The 22,350-nt window shown below is 45.6% G+C and carries 25 protein-coding genes; 8 read left to right on the plus strand and 17 right to left on the minus strand.

Annotation, left to right across the window (positions count from 1 at the left end; translation table 11 throughout):
* Nucleotides 1-27 precede the first annotated feature (27 nt).
* Entirely contained in the window at nt 28-1,827 is a 1,800-nt protein-coding gene (locus OM416_RS28615) for a M3 family oligoendopeptidase (RefSeq protein WP_264935191.1), read from the minus strand.
* A gap of 118 nt (nt 1,828-1,945) precedes the next feature.
* On the opposite strand from OM416_RS28615, the gene OM416_RS28620 reads away from it, so the two are divergent.
* Nucleotides 1,946-2,116, plus strand: coding sequence for a YycC family protein (locus OM416_RS28620; protein ID WP_076333195.1), 171 nt, complete (start codon nt 1,946-1,948; stop codon nt 2,114-2,116).
* Nucleotides 2,113-2,346: a hypothetical protein gene (locus OM416_RS28625; RefSeq protein ID WP_062837999.1), complete on the plus strand. Its 234-nt coding sequence runs from the start codon at nt 2,113-2,115 to the stop codon at nt 2,344-2,346. The genes OM416_RS28620 and OM416_RS28625 overlap by 4 nt, the downstream gene beginning before the upstream one ends.
* 25 nt (nt 2,347-2,371) lie before the next feature.
* Here the strand turns inward: OM416_RS28625 and OM416_RS28630 are convergent, their stop codons facing one another.
* The 3 genes from OM416_RS28630 to OM416_RS28640 form a co-directional block, all read right to left on the minus strand.
* A complete protein-coding gene (locus tag OM416_RS28630; RefSeq protein ID WP_264935195.1) occupies nt 2,372-3,103 on the minus strand; it encodes a DUF2225 domain-containing protein in 732 nt (243 codons plus the stop codon).
* A gap of 45 nt (nt 3,104-3,148) precedes the next feature.
* On the minus strand, nt 3,149-3,526 hold the full coding sequence (locus OM416_RS28635) for a globin (protein ID WP_145151723.1): 378 nt from the start codon (nt 3,524-3,526) through the stop codon (nt 3,149-3,151).
* Between the two features lie 244 nt (nt 3,527-3,770).
* Nucleotides 3,771-3,935: a hypothetical protein gene (locus OM416_RS28640; RefSeq protein ID WP_155984997.1), complete on the minus strand. Its 165-nt coding sequence runs from the start codon at nt 3,933-3,935 to the stop codon at nt 3,771-3,773.
* Nucleotides 3,936-4,088: 153 nt separating this feature from the next.
* Here OM416_RS28640 and ylbJ point away from each other — a divergent pair, with 153 nt between their 5' ends.
* A complete protein-coding gene (ylbJ, locus tag OM416_RS28645; protein ID WP_264935200.1) occupies nt 4,089-5,339 on the plus strand; it encodes a sporulation integral membrane protein YlbJ in 1,251 nt (416 codons plus the stop codon).
* A gap of 104 nt (nt 5,340-5,443) precedes the next feature.
* A complete protein-coding gene (locus tag OM416_RS28650) occupies nt 5,444-6,247 on the plus strand; it encodes an NAD kinase (protein WP_036673293.1) in 804 nt (267 codons plus the stop codon).
* A 29-nt stretch (nt 6,248-6,276) separates the two neighbouring features.
* Here OM416_RS28650 and OM416_RS28655 read toward each other — a convergent pair whose 3' ends face one another.
* Together OM416_RS28655 and lipA are read right to left on the minus strand one after the other, a co-directional pair.
* A complete protein-coding gene (locus OM416_RS28655) occupies nt 6,277-6,696 on the minus strand; it encodes a YutD family protein (RefSeq protein WP_235599591.1) in 420 nt (139 codons plus the stop codon).
* Nucleotides 6,697-6,710: 14 nt separating this feature from the next.
* The gene (gene lipA, locus OM416_RS28660) at nt 6,711-7,610 is read right to left on the minus strand and encodes a lipoyl synthase (protein WP_062838003.1); all 900 of its coding nucleotides are present in this window, start codon (nt 7,608-7,610) and stop codon (nt 6,711-6,713) included.
* 240 nt (nt 7,611-7,850) lie between these two features.
* Between lipA and OM416_RS28665 the strand changes: the two genes are divergently transcribed.
* Nucleotides 7,851-8,921, plus strand: a complete 1,071-nt coding sequence (locus OM416_RS28665; protein ID WP_264935206.1) for a M23 family metallopeptidase — start codon at nt 7,851-7,853, stop codon at nt 8,919-8,921.
* Between the two features lie 173 nt (nt 8,922-9,094).
* On the opposite strand, the gene yunB is transcribed toward OM416_RS28665, so the two are convergent.
* From yunB to zwf, 4 genes are all read right to left on the minus strand, one after another.
* Complete coding sequence (gene yunB, locus OM416_RS28670) at nt 9,095-9,970, minus strand: sporulation protein YunB (protein ID WP_264935208.1); 876 nt, start codon at nt 9,968-9,970, stop codon at nt 9,095-9,097.
* 250 nt (nt 9,971-10,220) lie between these two features.
* Nucleotides 10,221-10,865: a fructose-6-phosphate aldolase gene (fsa, locus tag OM416_RS28675; RefSeq protein ID WP_264935210.1), complete on the minus strand. Its 645-nt coding sequence runs from the start codon at nt 10,863-10,865 to the stop codon at nt 10,221-10,223.
* An 86-nt stretch (nt 10,866-10,951) separates the two neighbouring features.
* Nucleotides 10,952-11,845 carry a phosphogluconate dehydrogenase (NAD(+)-dependent, decarboxylating) gene (gnd, locus tag OM416_RS28680; protein ID WP_169480654.1) on the minus strand — a complete coding sequence of 298 codons (894 nt, stop codon included), beginning with the start codon at nt 11,843-11,845 and terminating at the stop codon, nt 10,952-10,954.
* A gap of 532 nt (nt 11,846-12,377) precedes the next feature.
* Nucleotides 12,378-13,832, minus strand: a complete 1,455-nt coding sequence (gene zwf, locus OM416_RS28685) for a glucose-6-phosphate dehydrogenase (RefSeq protein WP_264935213.1) — start codon at nt 13,830-13,832, stop codon at nt 12,378-12,380.
* A gap of 415 nt (nt 13,833-14,247) precedes the next feature.
* On the opposite strand from zwf, the gene OM416_RS28690 reads away from it, so the two are divergent.
* Nucleotides 14,248-14,568 (plus strand): winged helix-turn-helix transcriptional regulator, encoded by a 321-nt coding sequence (locus tag OM416_RS28690; RefSeq protein WP_036605715.1) that lies wholly within the window; start codon nt 14,248-14,250, stop codon nt 14,566-14,568.
* Between the two features lie 174 nt (nt 14,569-14,742).
* Here OM416_RS28690 and OM416_RS28695 read toward each other — a convergent pair whose 3' ends face one another.
* Entirely contained in the window at nt 14,743-15,615 is an 873-nt protein-coding gene (locus OM416_RS28695; protein ID WP_264935216.1) for an AraC family transcriptional regulator, read from the minus strand.
* A 141-nt stretch (nt 15,616-15,756) separates the two neighbouring features.
* Here OM416_RS28695 and OM416_RS28700 point away from each other — a divergent pair, with 141 nt between their 5' ends.
* Entirely contained in the window at nt 15,757-16,884 is a 1,128-nt protein-coding gene (locus tag OM416_RS28700) for a glycoside hydrolase family 88 protein (RefSeq protein WP_264935218.1), read from the plus strand.
* A gap of 92 nt (nt 16,885-16,976) precedes the next feature.
* Here the strand turns inward: OM416_RS28700 and OM416_RS28705 are convergent, their stop codons facing one another.
* Nucleotides 16,977-18,134 carry a Gfo/Idh/MocA family protein gene (locus tag OM416_RS28705; protein WP_264935220.1) on the minus strand — a complete coding sequence of 386 codons (1,158 nt, stop codon included), beginning with the start codon at nt 18,132-18,134 and terminating at the stop codon, nt 16,977-16,979.
* 108 nt (nt 18,135-18,242) lie between these two features.
* Between OM416_RS28705 and OM416_RS28710 the strand changes: the two genes are divergently transcribed.
* Nucleotides 18,243-19,118 (plus strand): AraC family transcriptional regulator, encoded by an 876-nt coding sequence (locus tag OM416_RS28710; RefSeq protein WP_264935222.1) that lies wholly within the window; start codon nt 18,243-18,245, stop codon nt 19,116-19,118.
* A 242-nt stretch (nt 19,119-19,360) separates the two neighbouring features.
* Here OM416_RS28710 and OM416_RS28715 read toward each other — a convergent pair whose 3' ends face one another.
* The 5 genes from OM416_RS28715 to OM416_RS31860 form a co-directional block, all read right to left on the minus strand.
* Nucleotides 19,361-19,840 (minus strand): hypothetical protein, encoded by a 480-nt coding sequence (locus OM416_RS28715; RefSeq protein ID WP_264935224.1) that lies wholly within the window; start codon nt 19,838-19,840, stop codon nt 19,361-19,363.
* Between the two features lie 70 nt (nt 19,841-19,910).
* Nucleotides 19,911-20,309, minus strand: coding sequence for a DUF6258 family protein (locus OM416_RS28720; protein ID WP_264935226.1), 399 nt, complete (start codon nt 20,307-20,309; stop codon nt 19,911-19,913).
* 35 nt (nt 20,310-20,344) lie between these two features.
* Complete coding sequence (locus OM416_RS28725) at nt 20,345-21,199, minus strand: SMI1/KNR4 family protein (protein ID WP_264935229.1); 855 nt, start codon at nt 21,197-21,199, stop codon at nt 20,345-20,347.
* A 251-nt stretch (nt 21,200-21,450) separates the two neighbouring features.
* Complete coding sequence (locus tag OM416_RS28730) at nt 21,451-21,723, minus strand: hypothetical protein (protein ID WP_264935231.1); 273 nt, start codon at nt 21,721-21,723, stop codon at nt 21,451-21,453.
* Nucleotides 21,724-21,966: 243 nt separating this feature from the next.
* Nucleotides 21,967-22,032 (minus strand): barstar family protein, encoded by a 66-nt coding sequence (locus OM416_RS31860; RefSeq protein ID WP_319951945.1) that lies wholly within the window; start codon nt 22,030-22,032, stop codon nt 21,967-21,969.
* Between the last annotated feature and the right edge of the window lie 318 nt (nt 22,033-22,350).

A 22,350-nucleotide genomic window follows, 5' to 3' on the forward strand; every position in this document is an offset into this window, starting at 1 on the left:
ATTGCAGCCATTTCATATATCTTCAACCTATTTTTCGGTTGCTGTCATCTGCAAAAACTGCTCAATATCGGCAATGACCAAATCCGCAGCATTTTGCCAGAAATCCGGTTGTGTCAGGTCCGTACCCAAATGTTTCTGGGCCAGTTCTTCGACCGTCATACGTCCTGTATCCCGCAACAAGTCATCATATTTATCTGCAAATGCTGTACCTTCTTGCTGTGCTCTCGCATAGATTCCCGCACTGAACATGTACCCAAACGTATATGGGAAGTTATAGAATGGCACACCTGTCAGGTAGAAATGCAGTTTGGAGGCCCAGAAATGCGGATGATCTGTTGCAAGTACACCACAGAATGCTTCCTGCTGTGCCTCCACCATCAATTTGGATAACACATCCGCATTGACCAGGCCTTTTTTGCGTTGCTCATAGAAACGATTCTCAAACAGGAACCGGGCATGGATATTCATAAAGAATGCCACACTTCGCTGTATCTTGTCTTCCAACAACGCCAGCTTCTCTTGCTCATCTGTTGCTGCCTGTACCAGGGCATCTGCTACAATCAGTTCAGCAAACGTGGAAGCTGTCTCGGCCACATTCATCGCATAGCGCTGATTCAATGCAGGCAACTCTTCCATAATGTGTTGATGATATCCATGACCAAGTTCATGCGCAAGAGTCGACACATTGGATGGCGTCCCGGAGAAGGTCATGAAAATCCGGGTTGCTTTGCTAAGTGGCAAAGACGTACAGAATCCTCCTGGGCGCTTGCCAGGACGGTCTTCTGCTTCGATCCAGCGTTTCTCAAAAGCCTTCTCTGCAAACGAAGAAAGTTTAGGACTGAACTTGGCAAACTGTTCAACAATAGTCATTGCTGCCTCATCGTAAGTGATCTTGCCACTCGATTGGCCTACAGGTGCATCTACGTCGCTCCAGCTGAGCTTGTCTACCCCTAGCAGTTCTGCCTTGCGCTCCAGGTATTGAATAAGCGCAGGTTTAGCCCCGTTAATCACATTCCACATCGTATCCAGTGTCTGACGTGACATCCGGTTGATGGCCAGAGGTTCTTTGAGGATATCATCCCAGCCACGTTTCTCATACAACTTCAGACGGAATCCTGCGAGGTGGTTCAGCGTGTCTGCACAGAAATCTTCGACATCGGTCCAAGCCTGCTCCCAGTTTGCGAATACCGTCTCGCGTACATTCCGATCACTATCACTCAGCTTGTTGGCAGCCTGTCCTGCGGACAGCATTACCGTTTCTCCATCTTGCTCAAAAGGAATGTTCACCTTGCTGACAATCGTATTATAGAATTTGCCCCAACCATGGTAACCATCCACACCCAAATCCAAAGCAAGGCCTTCCAGTTCCGGCGACAGCTTCTCACGAGCCAGCGTGCGACTCTCGTTCAATGCAAATGCCAGCGGCTGAATATCTTCCCGAGCAATCCACGCGTCCCACACCAAATCCGATGTCTGACTAAGTGTATTATCGAACTTCGACTTACTGCCGTTCAGCAACGCAGCAAGGGAACTGATGGCTCCCTGAAGCTGCGTTGCCTTCTTGTCCTTCTGGTTTTGTGATGAGAGGCAGGATACAAACGCAGAACCTTCCGATACGCGGATATAGCAGCTCTGCAACAGTTCCAAAATGGGATCAAATGTAGCCGTCTCTTCTAATGAAGTCGGTGCGGGTGTTTCGTTCAACAGATGTTGCAGTTTGCGTACATCCTCTTCCAGTTCAATCAGATATGCAGCGAATGATTCGGAGGAAGAACCTCCACTAAAAATGGACTCCAGATCCCATACGGGGTGTAATGGCGTTTTCATTTAATAAGGCACCTCTCTCTATAAATTGGATCGTTAGAATCGAATTAAAAACTGGTTTTCTGTCAGCCATATCTCTATACTAGAGAAATACTTATAGCAACTCTCAGGAGGTAAACGTATGAAACCTTTACAAGTATCGGCTGATACAGCCGTCAAATTAGCAGAATCCTTGGGCGTGCCTTTGGAGCACCTGATGCACATGCCCCAACATATCCTGATGCAGAAGATTGCGGAACTCGCCAAACAAGAAGCTTCCAAACCTTCTGCAACAGAAGGCGAAAAAGAATGATTCCGTTTGAAAACAGCTGGCCTTACGATATTGTGATGGGGGATATCTATGTACAGCAATGTCCGTACTGTCATGCAAGTAATGTGCTGCTCCCCCTCAAACCAAAAGAGCTTGTGCTCATTCGCGAAGGCAAAAAGAAACTACTGGTCTTTCCCTGCTGCAATGCCAGCATGACCGTGATCGACAATGACAGTGACTATCTGTTATCCAGCCGTCCTGTACGTAACTAGGGCGTGTCTTAAATCCAAGGTTGACCTAGAGGGGGCTGCGCTTTGCGGCCTCTTTGTCTGCTTCCAGCATCTCTTCTGGGAGTTCCATCTTGCCTGAAATCATCTGTTCGCGCAGCACCGCCCACTGTTCTCTTGAAGCACGAATCATAGCCGCATCTGTGATTCGCTTGTCATGTATGACCTTGCCGAACCATTGCACTGCTTCATTGAACCGGCCTACCCTGCGATTCAATTCCCCGAGCAAATACAACAGTTTGGCTTCATTGCCGCCTGTTCCTTCACGTTCGAACACCTTCACATAGGCTTCAAGGCTAAATTCAAGAAAACGATGTTCCTGTGCATGGTCCTCCATATAACGATACAACCAAGCTATATGATGCAGCAGGCCAGCGACGACACGGTCTTTCTCCTGAATAACCTGGGCGCACAGCAAAGCAAGTTTGTACGTAGCCAGCGCCTGTTCCAGTGTCCGTGCTCCGCTATAATCACGTTTTACCCAGCGGTTACCGATCTGTTCCTTGAAAGCCTTACGCTGAGCATCATTCAAATGCTCCGTTGCGTTTTCCGTGGAAGCAAACCCACACTGCGGACAGATGCGAACCACATAAAAGTCCGGATTCTCCAGCTTGTAGTAAGCACAAAAATCAGAATCCGTCCGGTAGGGTCTTTTTAAGCTCGGTCTTACCCGTGAGGTGTCATACTCAGTTTCACAATAGTGACACGTTACCTTCACCTTATACAGCGGCTCTAATTCCACTCGGTTCCCCATCCCTCTCCCGTACGCTTATAATCATATTCGGAACTACGGTGTATTTACAAAATGGTGCGCAGGCCCAGATAAACGCTGCAGGATAAACGAATGTAAGGGCTCTTCCACACCAATCTGTGTTAACGCTTGATTCATACATGCAAGCCAGGCCTCAGCCCGTTCAACCGTCACTTCAAAATGCATATGACGGGCACGCATCATCGGATGGCCAAACGCCTCGGAAAACAGCCCTGGTCCTCCAAAAAACTGAGACAAAAACATATACTGCTTGTCGATGACCGGCTGAATATCTTCCGGGAAAAGCGGAGCCAGCTGCTCATTCTGCTGAACGATCGGATAGAAAGCCTCGACCAATGCACGAACACCTTTCTCACCACCAAGATTGTCATAAATACTCAAACTGGGATTCATTCGTCTGATTCCCCTTTCTGATGTCGAATTTTGCCATATATTACACGTTCCGTGAACATTGTGAAAACAGTAACAATATCCAGGCCACAAAAGCCTTTATCTCCATTCTATCAAAAAAAACCAAAAAGTCCTATATAACATGAAATCAACAGGACATATAACCTGCCGTCTGTATATAGGACCTTATTCAAAACATAGGACAAAAAAAGCGCCAACCGCAAAGGTTGGCGCACTAGATATTCCATTAATAACTCCGCCAGTCCTCTTCCTCAGAGCGTACCAGCGAGGCACGTATCACATATACAAAAGCACAGACCAGGATTCCGGTGACAAGACTCATGATCATCACTCCATCCGAATTGAATTCCACCTTGGAGACAATTAGGTGACGTTCAGGCGTTTTTCTCATTTTAGCACACATCACTTAAAAACACAGCCACTTTTGCAAGCGCTTTCTACGTATAATTTTGTACTGTTTGTCCGCTTTTTTTCATATATTGATGGCAAAAGCGCCACTGCCTACTGCACACCGACCATCCCAAAAAATAAAGGAGAGGAATTCATGGCTGCTCCACAACGACTCACCCATGTCCTGGTCACACTCGCTCTCCTGCTCCTTTGTGTGTTAATGGTCTTGTTCCCAGCGGAAACCTGGCACGCAGGTGTACGCGGACTGTCCATCTGGTGGGACGTATTGTTTCCCTCCCTTTTTCCTTTTTTGGTGCTGTCCGAGCTGCTGCTCGGCTTCGGCATTGTTCATTTTTTGGGCACCTTGCTGAATCCATTAATGCGTCCATTGTTTCGTGTTCCCGGAAGCGGTGGTTTCGTATTTGCCGTAAGCTGTGCATCCGGTTATCCTACAGGGGCTAAACTGACCGCCCAGTTATGGGAACAAAAGCTGGTTACCCGGGAAGAAGGAGAACGGCTCGTTGCCTTCACCACATCATCCGATCCAATCTTCATGATTGGCGCGGTATCGGTTGGCTTCTTCCACAATGTCGCTATTGCGCCAATATTGGTTGCGAGCCATTACGCTGCTGCTTTTCTGGTGGGTGTGCTCATGCGTTTCCACGGGGGTACAGCGAAAGGCTCACAGACAGACATCTCTTCTCCATCTCCAGCAGAGAAGATACATCGAAACAGACTGGTCCGTGCCATCTATGCGATGCATGAAGCAAGAAAGGCTGACGGACGGGCATTTGGTGAACTGTTGCGCCAGGCAGTCTCCTCATCCCTTCGCCTTATTATTATCGTAGGGGGGCTGGTTGTATTCTTCTCGGTCATGATGGAGTTACTTGTGCAGACCGGTTGGCTTGGCGGACTGTACGGGATTACCGAGCAATTGCTACGGCATACCGGATTGCCTCCATCCTTATCTCCTAGCTTGGTCGGTGGACTATTTGAAGTAACGCTGGGGAACAAAGAGGCTGGGAGTGCCGGGGCATCCATCCCTCTCGTCTATAAGGTAGCGGCAGCAGCCTTTGTTCTCTCCTGGGGCGGATTATCCGTCCATGCGCAGATTATGAGTGTCCTTAGCAACACACCCATGAGATATGGTCCCTTTCTATTTGCCAGAGCCATTCATGCGTTAATCGCACCTGTATTAGTCCTGCTGTTGTGGACACCCATGATGGGGCGTTCTTCTTCCCCCGTTCTCATGGATCCCGGTTTCATCCCATCATTATCGACGTATACACCGGACTGGGGACTGATCTTCCTGTCGGGAATGATTGTTTTTGCAAGCCTCATCGTGTTGTTGATCATCTTAGCAATATTAAGTTCTCTACTCCTGCCAAGACATGCAAAAAAATAAGGCCACTATTCATCTATATTTCACTGAATATGCTTCCAAACGTTGTGTTCTTCCGCGGAATTGATTATCATCGGTAGTATAATGACCACAAAGGAGCTTTCATCTTGAGATACTATGTTCAAGACCGCGGAGACCAGTTATCGATTGATCTCAGTCAGCAGTTTCATGCGCTGGCGAAGGAAGAAGGGTTCAAGCTGGATGCAGAATCGCCGGAGATTGTCATCTCCATCGGGGGCGATGGTACGATGCTACAGGCATTTCACAATTTCATCGACCGCATTCCGGATATTGCTTTTGTTGGGGTTCATACAGGCCATCTCGGCTTTTACGCCGATTGGAAGAAGGAAGAATTACGGGAATTAGTTCGGCTGATGAGTGGCAAGGGAGATCCGGAGCGTCTCAAACCACGTATTGTACAATATCCACTCTTGGAGCTTGAGATTCGTAAAAAGTCGGGGAATTCCTCTTACATCGCCCTTAATGAATTTACGTTAAAAGGTGTAGACGGTACCGTCGTGGCTCAGGTCGATATTAACGATGTGACATTTGAAATGTTCCGTGGGGATGGCATCTGTGTATCCACGCCATCAGGCAGCACGGCATACAACAAAGCCCTCGGCGGTGCTATGGTGCATCCAACCATCGAGGCAATTCAGATTGCGGAGATTGCATCGATTAATAACCGGGTCTATCGGACACTTGGTTCACCGGTTATTTTGCCCAAGCATCATCATTGTGATATTTTCTCGCGCAAGGATCAGCGGTTATTGATGACGATTGATCATGTAAACGTGATGGTGGAGGATCTGATCTCCGTCCGTTGTCAGGTATCCAGCCACAAGGTCAGTTTCGCGCGTTTCCGTCCTTATCCATTCTGGAACCGGGTTCGCACGGCATTTCTTGACTAAAATACGAACACAAAAAAAAGCGGTCCTTCTCAGGAACCGCTTTTTGCTTTGGCTTGAGGCTGATCCTTGCTCTTCTGAAGCACAAAGTACGCACAGCCAAAGTTACAATATTCATTGATATAATCCACAATACTGGCAATCGTGGAATCCTTCGTCGCTTTTGGATGGTTATCGCGGTAAAAACCTTTTAACCTTAACTGGCTATAACCCCAGTCCCCGATAATATAATCATAACGCTCCAGCACTTCACTGTAACGATCACGGAAGACCTCTGGGTTCCAGCCCTCTTTGTGGTTCTGGACGATTTCATAATTTTTTCCGCCGATCTGTACAATGACCGGTTCTTTGGGCTTTTCCTCAACTGACTCAACAACCGATTCCTGAACCGGCTCCTGGATCTGTTCCTGAAGCTGGTCCTGAATCTGTTCTGTGATTTTTTCTTCTTCCAATCCGGTTTCCTCCATCACGCGTGTGTTGCCGCCTGTTCAGCATGTTTGGTAGCCGATTTCACCTGTTCATGCGCATGGTAGGAGCTGCGTACCATCGGACCGGACTCGACGTGGCTGAACCCACGTTTTAATCCTTCCTGTTTCAATGCAGCGAACTCCTCTGGCGGATAATACTTTTCAACATACAGATGTTTCTCCGATGGCTGCAAATATTGACCAATCGTCATAATATCGCAGTTCACCGCACGAAGATCATCCATCGTCAATAAAATTTCATTATATTCCTCACCTACACCAAGCATAATGCTTGATTTCGTTGGGATGTTAGGTTGCATTTCTTTGGCACGAGCAAGCAATTCCAGTGAACGTTTATATTTCGCCTTGGCGCGCACTTTGTCTGACAACCGCTCTACCGTCTCAATATTATGATTCAGAATGTCCGGTTTGGCATCCATTACAATCTGCAAAGATTCCCGATCGCCCAGAAAATCTGGAATGAGTACTTCAACGCTGCACAATGGCAACCGCCGCCGTACGGCCTTTACCGTCTCTGCAAAAATCGTAGCTCCCCCGTCCTTCAGGTCGTCACGGGCTACACTTGTAATTACGCAGTGTTGCAGATTCATCTGCTCTGCTGCTTCCGCCACACGTTCTGGTTCCTGCAAATCAAGCTCCGTTGGCAAGCCTGTGTTCACCGCGCAAAAACGGCATGCCCTTGTGCATATGTCGCCCAAAATCATAAAAGTGGCCGTTCGATTGGCCCAGCATTCATAGATATTCGGGCACCGTGCTTCCTCACATACCGTATGCAGCGTTTTGGAACGCATCATCGTTTTCATTTCCTGATAGTTATCGCCGGTTGTCAATTTGATCCGAATCCAATCCGGTTTCGGTTCTTTAACACGTTTAGCCAATGCATAAACCTTCTTTCTACTGAAGTTAGGCTGTTGCTCGGAACATATTATACCATGAAAGCGTTGGAAAAACTCCCATTTGTCACATCTTGTGCATTCATCCCCGATATGGACAATTTGTATCATTCGATTCATCCCAAGTGCTGACATGGATAAAATGAGAACTTTTGAAGAACGCTAACCTTTAGCTTGGTTCATCGGGTACCTTGTATCATTTTAATGGAAAGGGGCTGCTTCCCAGTGCAACAACGCTTGACCTTCAGGCACACGTACCGCTTTTGGATCAAAACATTACTTGCAGGTACTCTGCTTCTCCCATTCTTGCCTGTTGAAGTTTACGGTGAACCCGCCCAGGCCGCTCCCAAACCACAGGCAGCTGAGCTGAAGCCCGCAGAAATCTTCGCTGCACGTCGTCATTTATATGAGAACATCAGTCAGATGACTCAGATTCCCTGGTACAGGCTGGCCGCCATTGATCAGTACGAACGTACGATTACCCGTGCACACCCGAAGGATCGCAAGCATCCGGAGCGGCTCACAGGTGTCTTCATGACCTCTCCGGCCTGGAGAGGATGGCTAAATCCGGATGAGACGGATCAACATCCGGAATCCATTCTTTTTTTCAAAGGATATGGGCGTGATGGTTCAGGAGACGGTATAGCGGATGCCAATAATGATCAGGATGTGCTGTACAGTATAGCTTCTGTTATTCAGGGTTACGGGAACAAGCAGGAAGACTTCAACATTGCCTTGTGGGAATATTATCACAACTCCCGTGCTGTACAACGGATACAGCAATTCGCGAAGTTATATGAGCATTTTGACAATCTGGATCTGTTTGGACATGCCTTTCCGGTCCCACTTGGAACCAACTACTCCTATCGCAGCACCTGGGGTACCAAACGAAGCTGGGGTGGCTATCGCATTCATGAGGGAACGGATATCTTCGCTCCGCATGGCCTACCTGTGCGCAGCACCTGTTACGGGGTCGTGGAGATCAAAGGCTGGAACCCGTTTGGCGGCTGGCGCATCGGAATTCGGGATTTGAACAACCATTATCATTACTACGCCCATCTCTCTGGTTTTGACAAGAGCGCACGCATCGGTGAAGTGGTTATTCCCGGTCAGGTCGTAGGTTGGGTTGGCAGTTCGGGGTACGGGAAACCTGGGACACAGGGCAAATTTCCTCCACATCTGCACTATGGGATCTACCGGGACAGCGGACTGCACGAATGGTCGTTCGATCCTTATCCACAGCTGAAACATTGGGAACAGGATGAACGCAAACAGAAGAAGAATAAGAGCAAGTGAGTCGAGAATATACTCAGTAAGTGGAAGCAATTTGGAGTACACCGCTTAATTCAATCCAAGTCTATAATTTGGCGGAATTAAGTGGATTCTCTTCGGCTTAGAGTGCAATATGCATTCAAAAAAGGGACCTCTTGGATAGAGGTCCCTTTTCGCTTTACTTATTAAAATGTGATTCACGGCTGCGCGTCCTTATTAGGCTGCACTCCGCCATTGATATCAGGCAAATCTGGCTCAAATTCAAGCTCGTTCCCTTGCAAATGGTCTGACGGCGCTTGTTGCTGGTTCTGGCTTGGGGGAGTTGTCGTCACTCCATTACCGCTTGATACACCCGTATGACCTGATGGCAGCGCAATAGCCGGGGCATTACCGCCGTTGCTTCCTACCGGCTTGCCCTGATTATCGTAATAATACATGGGCACATCCCCGACAACCAAAAGATAGGAAATCGGGATTTCCGTATCGACCGTTTCGGGCTCCATATCGAAGGGCACCACAACCGCGACCTCAGCAATGATATGAATGTACACTTCCACCAAGATCATGTTAATGCCTGCATTCTGCTGACGGGTGTTCAAGTCCACTTTGACAGCGCCTTGAGGCTCAATACGAACCGGTATACTTGGACCAAATGAAGCCATCACGGGACTGCCCAGCGCCTGCCCCAGCGGTATCTTTTCTTTTAACATGTGTACATTCTGAAGCGTGGATTGCACGATATTCATCGTACTTGCGGTGATTCGCATATGCTCATTGTAGTTCAGCATGAAACCGGACACTTTCCCGGCGGTATCCGTCTTCCAGTCAATCAGCCCTTCGTTGGTTTTGCCATCTGCCACCTGTGCTGTAATCGCCTTGTTGATCGCTTCGGTCGCAATCTGCTTCACTCTAATCTTGGCCAAGTGCATGATTGGGGGCTTCATTTTCTTATCTACATAGGCAAAACCCTGCATTAAACAAAACGCGGTGACCAATAAAATGATCAACCACATTTTGCGTTTGCCGCTGGGCGGCTTACGGCGTCTCCGGCTTCGCCATCTTCTTCTCATCATCGAAGTGTCCCTCCCCTACGGGATGAGCTATAGGCTATATGTTAACCTTATGCACCGTTGTCCCGAAAAAGAAGGACAGTACGTGGACACTGGACAGAAAGTAATAACAAGTTAAAAGAGACAAGTCTTCACCATTGCTAATAGGAAAATACGAAAACAGAGATAAAAAAAACTCCCGCCCGCAGATTAATCTGCATGGCGGGAGACATTATGTTCAGACCACCCAAAAACTCAGGCAACGTCTATCCTTTTATTTCGGAACAGATTCCCAATCTTTCAGGAAACGTTCAATGCCGCTGTCCGTCAGTGGGTGCTTCCAAAGAGTTGGCAAGAGCGAACCCGGAATGGTGGCAATGTGCGCACCGGAAAGGGCTGCATCTTCTACATGTTTGATATTGCGAATGCTTGCTGCGATAATCTCGGAAGGCAGATCATACATGTCCAAAATCAGACGCAGATCACGAATCAGTTTCATACCATCCACCGCAATATCATCTAAGCGCCCAACGAATGGACTGATGTAGGTTGCACCGGCTTTCGCCGCCATCAGGCCCTGTGCTGCGGAGAAGATCAGCGTTACATTGGTTTTGATCCCTTTTTGCGTCAACTCATGACAAGCATATAGCCCATCTTCGGTCATCGGCAATTTAATGACTACATTCGGTGCCCATTCTGCAATTTCATAAGCTTCCTTCAACATATCCTCGGCTTTGAGACCGATAACTTCAGCACTGACTGGGCCTTTAACAACGCCACAGATCTCCTGAATGACTTCTTTAAATACGCGACCTTCTTTGGCAATCAAAGACGGGTTGGTCGTGACTCCATCCACCAGACCCAGACGTTCGATCCGTTTGATTTCTCCCACATTCCCTGTATCCAAGAAAAATTTCATGATATGTTACCTCCACTTGATGAATTCGTAAACACGATATAAGTCATTACCCGATGTTCATCATATGTTAACAGTTATATATAAATTTAATTTTTCTCTACAGCGTGACCGCCAAATTCGTTACGCAATGCTGCTACTACTTTACCTGTGAATGTATCTGTCTCCAGGGAACGGTAACGCATCAGCAAGGACAAAGCGATAACTGGTGTAGCTGTTTGAAGGTCAAATGCCGTTTCTACCGTCCAACGTCCTTCGCCAGAAGAGTGCATTACGCCTTTAATCTCATCAAGGTTCGCATCTTTGGAGAATGCACGTTCTGTAAGCTCCATCAACCAAGAGCGGATAACGGAACCGTTGTTCCATACACGAGCCACTTGTTCGAAGTCGAAATCAAATCCACTTTTCTCCAATACGTCAAAACCTTCACCGATGGATGCCATCATACCGTACTCGATACCATTGTGAACCATTTTGAGGAAGTGACCGCTGCCCGCTTTACCTGCATACAGGTAGCCGTTCTCTACGGAAGTATCTTTGAATGCCGGTTCAACGATTGCCCAAGCTTCCGGGTCTCCACCGATCATGTAACATGCGCCATTACGTGCGCCTTCCATACCGCCAGATGTACCTGCATCCATGTAGTGAATGCCTTTAGGTTTCATCTCTTCGTAGCGACGGATGGATTCTTTGTAGTGGGAGTTACCTGCTTCAATAATGATGTCGCCTTTGGAGAGCAACGGGCTAACTTCAGCCAATACAGCGTCTACTACGTTGTGGGGAACCATGATCCACAATACACGTGGGGATTCGAGTGAAGCCACCATCTCTGCGTAAGAAGATACGCCTTCAGCGCCGTATTCTTTCATTTCTTTTACTGCTTCAGCGTTCAGGTCAAAAGCAACCACTTCGTGTTTGTGATCAATCAGGTTTCTACCCAGGTTCAATCCCATTTTTCCTAATCCGACAAGTCCAAGTTTCATTTCAAAATCCTCCTGTTATGAACAATGTTTAATTTTCATTTGCGTTCAAAATTAAAAATAAGTGCTTAACGTTTGGAGAAGTAACCGTTCCGGTCACGAATCGTTCTTTTGATCGCTGTTATCCCCAGATTTTTTGAATCTCCTATATTAGGAGAAAATCCGGGGATAAAGGCGAACGCTTTGCTTCTTCAGAATCGATTTCGTCCCCTACACTACATTCTCAGCGTTCAAGCCAACTCATTTTAAAACTGAACCACAAATCTATATTCAAAAATTTTCACGGCCTTCCGGTAATCATAACCGGAAGGGCTTATGCAAAATTGGAACGGTATAATTCATAATTGATACTGTATATATCAGCATTTTGCATCATTCAATCCAAACTCGCTTACGAGTACAAGCTCTAGGGAAATAAAACATTTCCTTCTATATCCTGCTGACTTGGAAGACGCAATTTGGTTTGTTCAAAATGTTCAATGGTGAGCAGCACGTATTGTCGTTCTTTTCTCTTATGCTTACTTTTTCGGTACACTTACCACCAACGGTAACCGTCTACTGCTGTCAGGCGATCTGCTGACTCTGGTCCATGCGAACCTGCACTGTACGTATCCAGTGGCACGCTGCCCGCTTCGAATGCTTCCTGAATCGGTTGCACCCATTGCCATGCCAGCTCCACTTCGTTCCAGTGAGCGAAGAAGGTGGAATCTCCACGCATCGCATCAAAGATCAGATTCTCGTAAGCTTCAGGAATGTTACGTTTACCCGAGTTGAAGGTCATATGCATTGGTTCCACTTCACCATGGTTCAATGGATTCTTCGCATTTAATTGAAGCGAGATGCTTTCTCCTGGACCAATCTCAATCGTCAGCAGGTTAGGTTCCGTTGTATTTTCGGATTCATGGCCGGTCTTCAGTGGAGCCTTGAATTCAACAACGATTCGGGTGGATTTTTCAGCCAGGCGTTTACCTGTACGGATGTAAAATGGAACCTCGCTCCAGAATGGATCATCGATCCACAGTCTCGCGGCAACATACGTCTCGTTCTGAGATCCAGCAGGGATGCCAGGCTCGTCCAGATATCCAACAACCGAAGCACCTTGCAACTCGCCTGCAGCATATTGCGCACGAACAACTTCAGAAGCGACGTTTTCTTTTGTCAAAGGACGAAGCGCTTCAGCAATCTTTTGCTTTTTGAATTGAATCTCTTCCGGTGTGCAGCGTTTTGGCAAATGCAAACCAATCATCATCAGCAACTGAAGCATATGGTTTTGGAACATGTCTCGCAGGGCACCGCTTTGGTCGTAATACGCGGCACGTTCTTCAACACCCACCGTCTCGCTTGCAGTAATCTGTACATTGGCGATATAGCGGTTAGACCACAGCGCCTGAATCACAGGATTTGCATAGGTGAGCGTCTCAATATTTTGAACCATTGGTTTACCAAGGAAATGGTCAATGCGATAGATTTCTTCTTCCGCAAAGGTATTGCTCAATTTTTCGTTCAGATCACGAGCTGATTGCAGGTCGTGTCCGAATGGTTTTTCGATAATCAGTTTCTTCCAGCCTTTGGTGTTACCCAGGCTACTTTCCTGAATGTTCAATGCAATTGGTTCAAAGAATTCCGGTGCGACCGACATGTAGAACATGCGATTTTCGGGAATGTTAAGCTCTTGTTCACGCTGTTGAACCAGTTCCAATAGTTTGGTGTAATCTTCAAGCTTCGTATTATTTAAAGAACAATAACGGAAAGCGCCAATGAAATCACGAACCTGAGATGCTTCTTCCGGCGTCTGACGTGAGAATTCATGCAGTGACTTTTCAACATTCGCCTGGAATTCTGTATCCGACAATTCACGTCGTCCCAACCCGATAACGGAGAAGGATTTCGGCATTTTCTGATCCATGTACAAGTTATATAATGCAGGGTAAATCTTGCGTTTGGCTAAATCGCCTGTTGCCCCGAACAGGACAAATGTCATTGCATCCATTGGAGTGCCTCCTGTGATCTGTGCAGTATAGTATATGATGTTGCAAAATGTTCAAATCCAAGCATGACAAAAGACGGAATAAGTGGGTGTGTTCCCCGCCTTGCCTCCGTTTATATAGCGCACCTGAATTCAACCATGGAACATTCCTTCTCTCCACAACCTGTTTTTAGGTTATAAATTGTAACCATTTGAATTAACGTTACCCATATTACACCTGTCGTCACAATTCGTCAACAATCGTGTCGAACCTGTGAACTCCAGTGTTTATAGGGTTTTTATTTGATGATAACGCTTTATGTGGTAACATTAAGAACAATTGGTATGTGACATTTTACACATATGGCCTGTGGACATGTAGGTTACAATAAGTATACTAATGATATTACAAGCAATATTAAATCAAAGGAGTACAATCATGAGCGATGATGAGAATGCCAAGCAAATATGCACAAAAGTGGAACAATCTTATCAGATCATTGGCCGAAAATGGGTAGCCCTCATTATTCATGCGTTGATGGAGGAACCCAAACGTTTCAGTGAGATTCACGCTTATATCCCTGACTTGAGCAAACGTGTGTTAAATGAGCGAATGAAGGAATTGGAGGAAGAAGGACTTGTGGTTCGCCATGTGGTCACGGAACGTCCAGTTCGAACTGAATATATGTTGTCACGAAAAGGCACGGAACTGGGGAGAGCGCTAAGCGCCGTGGAACGTTGGGCTGATAAGTGGCTGTAACATTTTGAGGAATCATTATGGTTTATTTGCTTGAAGGTGACGCTGTGTAATCCCGGAGGTGGAGTATCGCATTTAGCAAATGGCTAGTGCAATCCGCATCCGGGATTTTTTCACTTCCAACGGTGAATACTAATTGTATATAGAGACGTAATAACGCTATTTTTTCAATCCAAATTAATGCTTACTGCTCCGTTCAAATTGTTGTCGATACTGCAGCGGGGTTGTCCCGGCAGATTTGCGAAATAATTGGATGAAATACGAGCCATTCGGAAATCCGGCACGTCTGCCAATCTCCTCCACCGAAAGTGTTGTTGTCTCAAGGAGCAAGTAGGCTTGCTTCAACCTTCGAGCTGTAACGTAATCCGTAATGCTGCTACCTGTCTCTTGATGAAAAATGCGGGAAGCATACGATTTGGACAGATGAACATCTGCCGCCATCTGATCCAATCTCATCTCATATTCGAAATGCTCTTCAATCCATCGCATCATCTTCTCCGAGTGTCTCAGATGACGTGAATCCGTTAACTGTGATAGCGCTTCATCTGCTCCCTCTTTTTGTTGATCCAAGACACTCAATATCTGAAGCAAAAACAGCACCGATTCCTCCCATTCTCCCCCAACACGACTACGAGACTGATTGTAGCTCTCATACATCCAATCCAGTTGATCCATGTGGGAACTCAGGTTAAAAACTTGCTGCTGATTGCGCCCATTCCACAATCTCGAAAAAAAAGAACGCCGATGCGGGAACGCTTGCAGATAACGATCCATGACTATAGGCTCTACATAGAAGATATTTCGCTCATACGGGGTATTGGGATGAACTTCTGCATAGACATGATGCAATTGATAAGGTTGGAAAAAGAACAGCATGCCTTGGCGAATCGGATAGGTATGATTGTTAACGACTACTATTCCCTCACCTTGATGAACGTATAGAAATTCTCCACATTGATGCCAATGATAATATCCTTTGAAATGGTCTACAGACTTGATTTGATAATCCCACGCTAACGTAGATCCTCCAAATTCGACACGCTCCAACATCCCTGTTCACCCTCTCCTATGATGACAACAGAACAACATTTCTTCATATCCTAACACAACTTTGTGTGAATGAAAAAAGATATACTGAGCACATGAGAACGCGTTATCTTACTTTCGAATTCTACACTCAGGAGGCTGGATATGACTAAACCAGGATCGGCTGTTACAACCACATATTGGAAAGAAGTAATGCAGAGATTGGAACGAAAATTAGGTGAAATGAAAGAACATATTGGAGATAAATGCCCTCATTTTGCAGGGAAAGACGGCAAGTATGATAACATCAATACCGACTGGTGGGCTTCCGGTTTCTGGCCTGGCATGTTATGGATTATGTATGATATGACGGGTGAACAATCCTATCGGGATACGGCATGGTCGTGGGATGAGATGCTGGAGCAATGGTTTGTTAAACCTACCGTGGAGCTTCATCATGATGTGGGCTTCCAGTTCCTCTCCACCGCTGTTATCAAACACAAGATCACAGGTGACGAGGATGCGCTCAGACGTGGTCTGGAGGCAGCCAATTTCCTCGCAGGTCGTTACAATCCGGCAGGGAAATTCATTCGAGCCTGGAATGAGGATAAATACGGTTGGGCCATCATTGATTGCATGCTGAATATCTCTCTGTTGTTCTGGGCCTCTGAAGTGACGGGTGACCCTCGGTACAGACATATTGCCTTCAATCATGCCGAAACGACCATGCAATATGGTGTCCGACAAGATGGATCGACCAAACATATCATCTCCTTTGATCCAGAAGATGGACGATATATTGAATGTTTTGGTGGTCAAGGATATGCCCCGGATTCATCATGGAGTCGAGGTACATCATGGGGTCTCTATGGATTCGCCAACACGTATCGGTATACCCAGGATGAACGATTCCTGAACACAGCGAAACGGATCGCACATTACTTTATTGCTGCGCTGCCAGAGGATCATGTCCCCTACTGGGATTTCAGACTTCCGACGCTGGAAGGCCAGTCCCGCGACAGTTCCGCCGCAGCCATTGGTGCATCCGGTCTTCTAGAGCTGGCCGCCGTCGTTCCCGAAGGCGAGAAACGCCTTTACACAAATGCAGCTGAACGTATCCTTCGTTCTTTAACCGAGAACTATGCTGTCTGGGATCAACCCGAGCGTGAATCGATTTTGTTGCACGCTACAGGCAGCGGTAATTCCTTCATCTATGTCTCTCTGATCTATGGGGATTATTATTATCTGGAAGCGGTTGCGAAGTTAAATGGATGGAAGCACCGGGTTTACTGATTTTGGTGGTGATGTAGGTGTAATCGACCTAAAACAAAAAAAGATGCCGATCTCACTGTATTGTGAGGGGGCATCCTTTTCACGTAAAAAAACTACGAATCCAACTTGCTACCCAGCGTAATACTCGAATCCTCGAAGTTCTCTACCGTCGTCTTCTTTTCATAAAAGTGTACGGCATGTTGCATAATTCCTTCTCTTGTGTAAAACGCGTCTTCCGACCCTATTGGAAAAATAACCTTTTCTCCCGTGCTTGCCGACTTATAGATACCCACAATCAGTTCAAGCGTATTTCGACCACTTTCTCCATCTACTAGAAGGGGTGATCCTGTCTCAATAGCGTTTAACACATTCTCAACTTGCCCAGCGTGACCGACATGAACAACATCCGGTAATTCGTCAGCCAGCTTCTGAATCTGCTGTTCCAGCTCTTGATTGGATTCCGGAAATCCGTTACTCCGTGCAGTAGAAGCTACCACTTTCCACGGTGCAGATACCCGGGCTTCTTTGCCCTGAAAAATTAACTGCTGCTCCTCTCCGTGATGCACGACCGAACTGGTAATCATGCCAAGCGCCCCTTCCTGGAAGCGAAGCATCGCCATGGATATATCCTCAACTTCGGCATTATCATGTGCCGTATTCGCCATCATCGCCTGCAATTCCACTGGAGGTCCCATCATCCAAAGCATGGCATCAATATGATGCACTGCATGATTGAGGGTGCAGCCTCCGCCTTCTTTTTCCCATGTTCCGCGCCACCACAGATCATAATAATTGTGGCCCCGCCACCAGAAAGAATCAACCTGCACATGTAAAATGGGGCCCATCTGTTTACTGTCCAGCACACCTTTCAGCTTCATCATCGGTGTCGTAAACCGATTCTGAGCTACAACGGATAGTAGCTTGCCACTTGCTTGCGCTGCTCTCAGCATCAGATCTGCTTCCTCCAGAGAAGATGCCATCGGCTTTTCGACCAGCACATGCGCACCTGCTTGCATGAAATCACACGCAATTGGAGCATGTGTATACGGCGGCGTACAGACTGAAACCAGATCAATGTTTTGGGCAAGTAACTCTGTGTAATCCCTGATCGCTTGTGCACCTTCCAGTCCATATTCGTTAATTCGCTTCTGCGCTTTATCCACGTACATGTCGACCACAGCAACAATCTGACATCGCTCAGGAAATGCCAAATATGCTGAGATATGCGCTCCACTAATTGCACCTGCTCCGATAATCGCCACTTTCAACATCGTTACATACCTCCCTTATTCCCTTCACAATACACAATAATAAAGCGCTTTTATGCGTTCATCTTGTGCTAAAATAAAACTATCTTGCGCATGTTAAGGGAGGCATTCATGATGTCCATCATCCTGGGAGAACAATTTAATCTGGCCTGTCGTCGTGCATCCAACACTACGTTTCGCGAAGTGTTTCATGCTCATTCGCAGATGGAGATAACCTATATCCACGAGGGATATGGGCAGTTGATCACCGAAGGGCAGGTTTTCTCTCTTGAACCTGGTATGCTCATGATTTTTCGACCTTTTCAATTGCATCACGTCCAGATTCAAGTATCCAGACAGCAGCCTTTCATTCGAAATGTACTCATGGTTGAGCTTGATATATTGAAGGCACTTTGGTCGCATTTTGTGGCGACTCACCACTTCATACAAGATCTGCTGGGAGAGCAATCCCCCATTCAGCCGATCCGACTTGCTGACACTTCCCCACTCGTTCAACGAATGGAGCAATATGCAGATACATATCCAGGTCTGCTTCCCCACGAAGTAGAGGAGGATACACACCTCTTTTTATTGGATCTGTTCGCACAGCTTCGCTATCTGTGGCAAGATGGGCAGCAGCGCCGCTCCCAGGATGTACTCTCGTCCAGTGCAAGCGTTCTTCAACCTCATGCCGAAGCCATCATGCAATGGATTGAACAGCATTACCATGAGCCTTTTCGTTTGGAGGATATCGCAGATACACTTCATTTATCTCCCTATCATCTGTCTCATGTTTTCAAAAAAGCGACCGGAACCACAATCGTTGCTTATGCTCAAGCCACCCGCATTCGTCATGCCTGTGTGCTGCTCACCCGTTCCTCGCTCACGGTTCCCGAAATTGGTCACCGTGTTGGTATGACCAGCCCCTCCTACTTTTGCAAAGTATTCCGTACTGCCACAGGATCTACACCACATCAATATCGGCTGAAAGTGCAGGGGAGAGGATGACATACCAAAAAACCTATCCCTTATCTCCGCTTAAGCAGGAATAGGCCTACATATCAACCTTCAATCCATTTGATCAAAATGTAAACTGAACAATATAGATCTTCATGACTCTTAATATCTCATTTAAGAAAACTAATTTATCTCATTAGTGTGCTTTTTGAGCTTTCTATAAAATCACTATTATTTCTAAACATCTTTATTCTCACGTCCTTTCTAAGTTTTTTTTCCTATATAATCTTTTTTTAGTACAACTGCAATTGTTCTATCTGTCTCTCTGCAATGTACCTATAGGGCTCACATAAGTCGTTTATCTTTTGAATCAACAAGGGATCTTCTAAACGCTTTTCGTCTGCATCGATTTCCCTCCATATGTCATAAAAATTCAAATCATAATGTATGGAGGATCCCGTCGCTGGGTCATCTTCATTACTTAATTTATCAATGATATTGCGTAGACTTAATCTATTTTCGATAAATTGTAGGTAATAATAACCAACCGTAGCATCACTAGATGAGAAGTTATTTTCCACGTAAAAGCGTCCTTCCATCCTAATCTCACTCAAAGCTATAACCAGTTCCACGATATCTTTGGCTAAAGAAACGTCATAGATCCAATATTCAACTTTGCTCTTAGTTAGGATCTGTCCATCTGCCCAGCACTGCCAATCTTCTTTAGAATAATATCCACTCTCACATGCTATGTACAAATAATCTGCGATCATGATAAATTGCCTCCTAAAAAAACTTTGAAAATACACCCCGAAACCCATACAATTTGAGTTACAAAATTGATTAATCTATTATTTGCTTATCCGGATTGATTGGGTCTTCTAGATGAATTCCGTTAGCCGTAATACTTGTTATTACCTCAACCGATTCGTTATCTTTATTCGCTGAATACGCAGAAAAGGTAAACAGATACGTGCCCTCTGCCAACTCATCCACTTTCAAATAATTAATGCTATCGTTTGGTATATAGCCGCTTGGCTCCATCCGAATAGATTCAACATTAGAGAACACAATACATCCATTATTAATATCTTCGTCAGAATAATAATCCCACTGGTTCGTTCTAACTCTAGATATCGTGGTCACTTGTATTCTCACTTCCGAATTCCAGCCATCCATGATGATTTTTTTACAACCGCGATCACCAAGATAGATGGTTTGGATAAACGCATTAGGATGCATGAAGTTCAACTCCCTCATTTTCTTTGCTTAGATGCTCAAATTGTTTTGATCATTTTTTTCCACGTTCTTTGAAAGGCTCGGAAACTATCTGCCACTTTATAAAGCCCCTCATCAAGGGTGGGCTCCTCATAATCCATGTCCTTCCAATAATAAATCCTCTCCAGATCGTCCATCAAAACCTTGCCTCCCTCAGCAGCTTCTCCGATGAGACCGTACCCGGTTGGAAATTCATCCTTAAAGGCATTCCAATACGCCAGATCATAACGTTTCTCTACCTGAACACCAAATATAACGTGTAGTGGAATAACCTCATTCAATTCTTCTACTGCAAACGTACAGTAGTGAACCAGTACCTTACCTCCATTATTCTCTCTTAGGAATGTTCTGTAGCCTATAGGGAGTTCTTTATTTAACTTTTGCTCCAGGTCATCTATCATCTCATCGGTAGCGTAACCGAAGCTTCTAAGAAAAATCGTTTGTCCTCCCTCAATCGCTTGCATATATTTCTCAAGTTCATCTATGAACCGTGTTACATCTTCTTCGCTCGGATCATTGGGACTGAACAACCATTTGACATACTTACATTTCGTCACCTGTTCCATTGTCCGCCAATGAAAAGGTGGCGTTTTTAACATATAGGATAAACAACGCTCCCATATCCAGTCCTTCTTTTGCTCTAACCAGTTGGACCAACGCTCTTTCTTATTTACATCTTTAGCCGCCTGAAGCTCCACGATCGTTTTCAATACACGCTGAGCCAGCTCCGCAGCAAAAGGGCTACCTTGTATATGATAATCTGAAGGACTCAGATTGAATTTCGCTTCAAGCAATACTCTATGGAGGGCAAGGAGTTCGGTCTCTTCCTCAACCAGCAGTTTAGATTTATTCACCTAGATTACCTCCTCATTTTCACCAGTGGTTATACACAACATTGCAACCAGCTTCCAATCTAAATATTCTAAATTGACTCTCTGTGATTCTGGGTACAGCCCATCCATATCCTCAAGTGAAATATTCGCACAATCCTCCCCAACATTTCATAGATTTTGGATACACCATTCGCTCCGAACTCATGCTGATCATCACCGTTTTCTCATCGTTATGTACTGTGTCTATACGCTTTGTATTATTTAAACCTTCGCTATGTTCGAGTCTGCTCTAAGCTTCTACCGATCCTAATCAGTAACTGAATATGCTCATCACGTAAATGTTCATGCAATCCATCAACCTCATCATCTAGAAAATTATGGCCGATCTGTTCCAGACATGTAGATAAGATAGCCATCAAACCGTATGGATTATATTGCTCCCAACCTTCATCTAAATTCCCCCAGTTCTCAATCACTTTAAGAAAACTTGCAAAGTCATGAACACCTTCAAACGGTTTATTCCAATCTGCATCACCAGCATTCATTACGTTCGCTCCCACTCATTCTTGATATTATGTATCCCAAATCTTAACCACATCACGTCGGCTATCTGTTCATATCTTGATTCTTCTAAAATGATACATACACAACTTCACACGCCCAAGTTGGATGTTTTTCATTCAATCTATTAAGTAATTCTTTCATTCGAGCGGCATCTTGAGGGATATGATCTTCAACAGATTTCCACCCCACTAGAATTAATTTTTGGGGCATCTCTACCAAACCCGTTATCGCTCCCAAAATGCATCCCAATTCATACCGTAGAATTCTGGAAAGCCGAGATTATTCCTCAGAAGCTATGTAATTGAGGTGAACTGTTTACATTGGTAACATCAATAATCACTTCTTCTTCTCGATCTTCTTTTCGATTATCCATTATCTTACTCTCCCACTCATCTATTAAATTCGTTAGGTACATCTATATCCCCGACAGAATTGATCCACATTATTGGAAACGGCTCGACTCTAATACGAACTACAGCTATTCTCAGTTGTATTTGCTTATGTCTTGTTCACTCTACGATGTAATAAGTCTATAATTTAAGTTTTGCAAAGTAAATTAGGATATATCTCACAACTCCAATCCTAGAACCTCAACCCAAAAAACTGGA

Origin of the sequence: Paenibacillus sp. LS1, assembly GCF_026013365.1 — a bacterium.
GTDB lineage: Bacteria > Bacillota > Bacilli > Paenibacillales > Paenibacillaceae > Paenibacillus.

What these genes read in the sequence shown, in the direction of transcription:
- OM416_RS28615 (WP_264935191.1), bottom strand. Translation starts at nt 1,827, where the DNA reads ATGAAAACGCCATTACACCCCGTATGGGATCTGGAGTCCATTTTTAGT.
- OM416_RS28620 (WP_076333195.1), top strand. Translation starts at nt 1,946, where the DNA reads ATGAAACCTTTACAAGTATCGGCTGATACAGCCGTCAAATTAGCAGAA.
- OM416_RS28625 (WP_062837999.1), top strand. Translation starts at nt 2,113, where the DNA reads ATGATTCCGTTTGAAAACAGCTGGCCTTACGATATTGTGATGGGGGAT.
- OM416_RS28635 (WP_145151723.1), bottom strand. Translation starts at nt 3,526, where the DNA reads ATGAATCCCAGTTTGAGTATTTATGACAATCTTGGTGGTGAGAAAGGT.
- OM416_RS28640 (WP_155984997.1), bottom strand. Translation starts at nt 3,935, where the DNA reads ATGAGAAAAACGCCTGAACGTCACCTAATTGTCTCCAAGGTGGAATTC.
- ylbJ (WP_264935200.1), top strand. Translation starts at nt 4,089, where the DNA reads ATGGCTGCTCCACAACGACTCACCCATGTCCTGGTCACACTCGCTCTC.
- yunB (WP_264935208.1), bottom strand. Translation starts at nt 9,970, where the DNA reads ATGATGAGAAGAAGATGGCGAAGCCGGAGACGCCGTAAGCCGCCCAGC.
- fsa (WP_264935210.1), bottom strand. Translation starts at nt 10,865, where the DNA reads ATGAAATTTTTCTTGGATACAGGGAATGTGGGAGAAATCAAACGGATC.
- gnd (WP_169480654.1), bottom strand. Translation starts at nt 11,845, where the DNA reads ATGAAACTTGGACTTGTCGGATTAGGAAAAATGGGATTGAACCTGGGT.
- zwf (WP_264935213.1), bottom strand. Translation starts at nt 13,832, where the DNA reads ATGGATGCAATGACATTTGTCCTGTTCGGGGCAACAGGCGATTTAGCC.
- OM416_RS28690 (WP_036605715.1), top strand. Translation starts at nt 14,248, where the DNA reads ATGAGCGATGATGAGAATGCCAAGCAAATATGCACAAAAGTGGAACAA.
- OM416_RS28695 (WP_264935216.1), bottom strand. Translation starts at nt 15,615, where the DNA reads ATGTTGGAGCGTGTCGAATTTGGAGGATCTACGTTAGCGTGGGATTAT.
- OM416_RS28700 (WP_264935218.1), top strand. Translation starts at nt 15,757, where the DNA reads ATGACTAAACCAGGATCGGCTGTTACAACCACATATTGGAAAGAAGTA.
- OM416_RS28705 (WP_264935220.1), bottom strand. Translation starts at nt 18,134, where the DNA reads ATGTTGAAAGTGGCGATTATCGGAGCAGGTGCAATTAGTGGAGCGCAT.
- OM416_RS28710 (WP_264935222.1), top strand. Translation starts at nt 18,243, where the DNA reads ATGATGTCCATCATCCTGGGAGAACAATTTAATCTGGCCTGTCGTCGT.
- OM416_RS28715 (WP_264935224.1), bottom strand. Translation starts at nt 19,840, where the DNA reads ATGATCGCAGATTATTTGTACATAGCATGTGAGAGTGGATATTATTCT.
- OM416_RS28720 (WP_264935226.1), bottom strand. Translation starts at nt 20,309, where the DNA reads ATGCATCCTAATGCGTTTATCCAAACCATCTATCTTGGTGATCGCGGT.
- OM416_RS28730 (WP_264935231.1), bottom strand. Translation starts at nt 21,723, where the DNA reads ATGAATGCTGGTGATGCAGATTGGAATAAACCGTTTGAAGGTGTTCAT.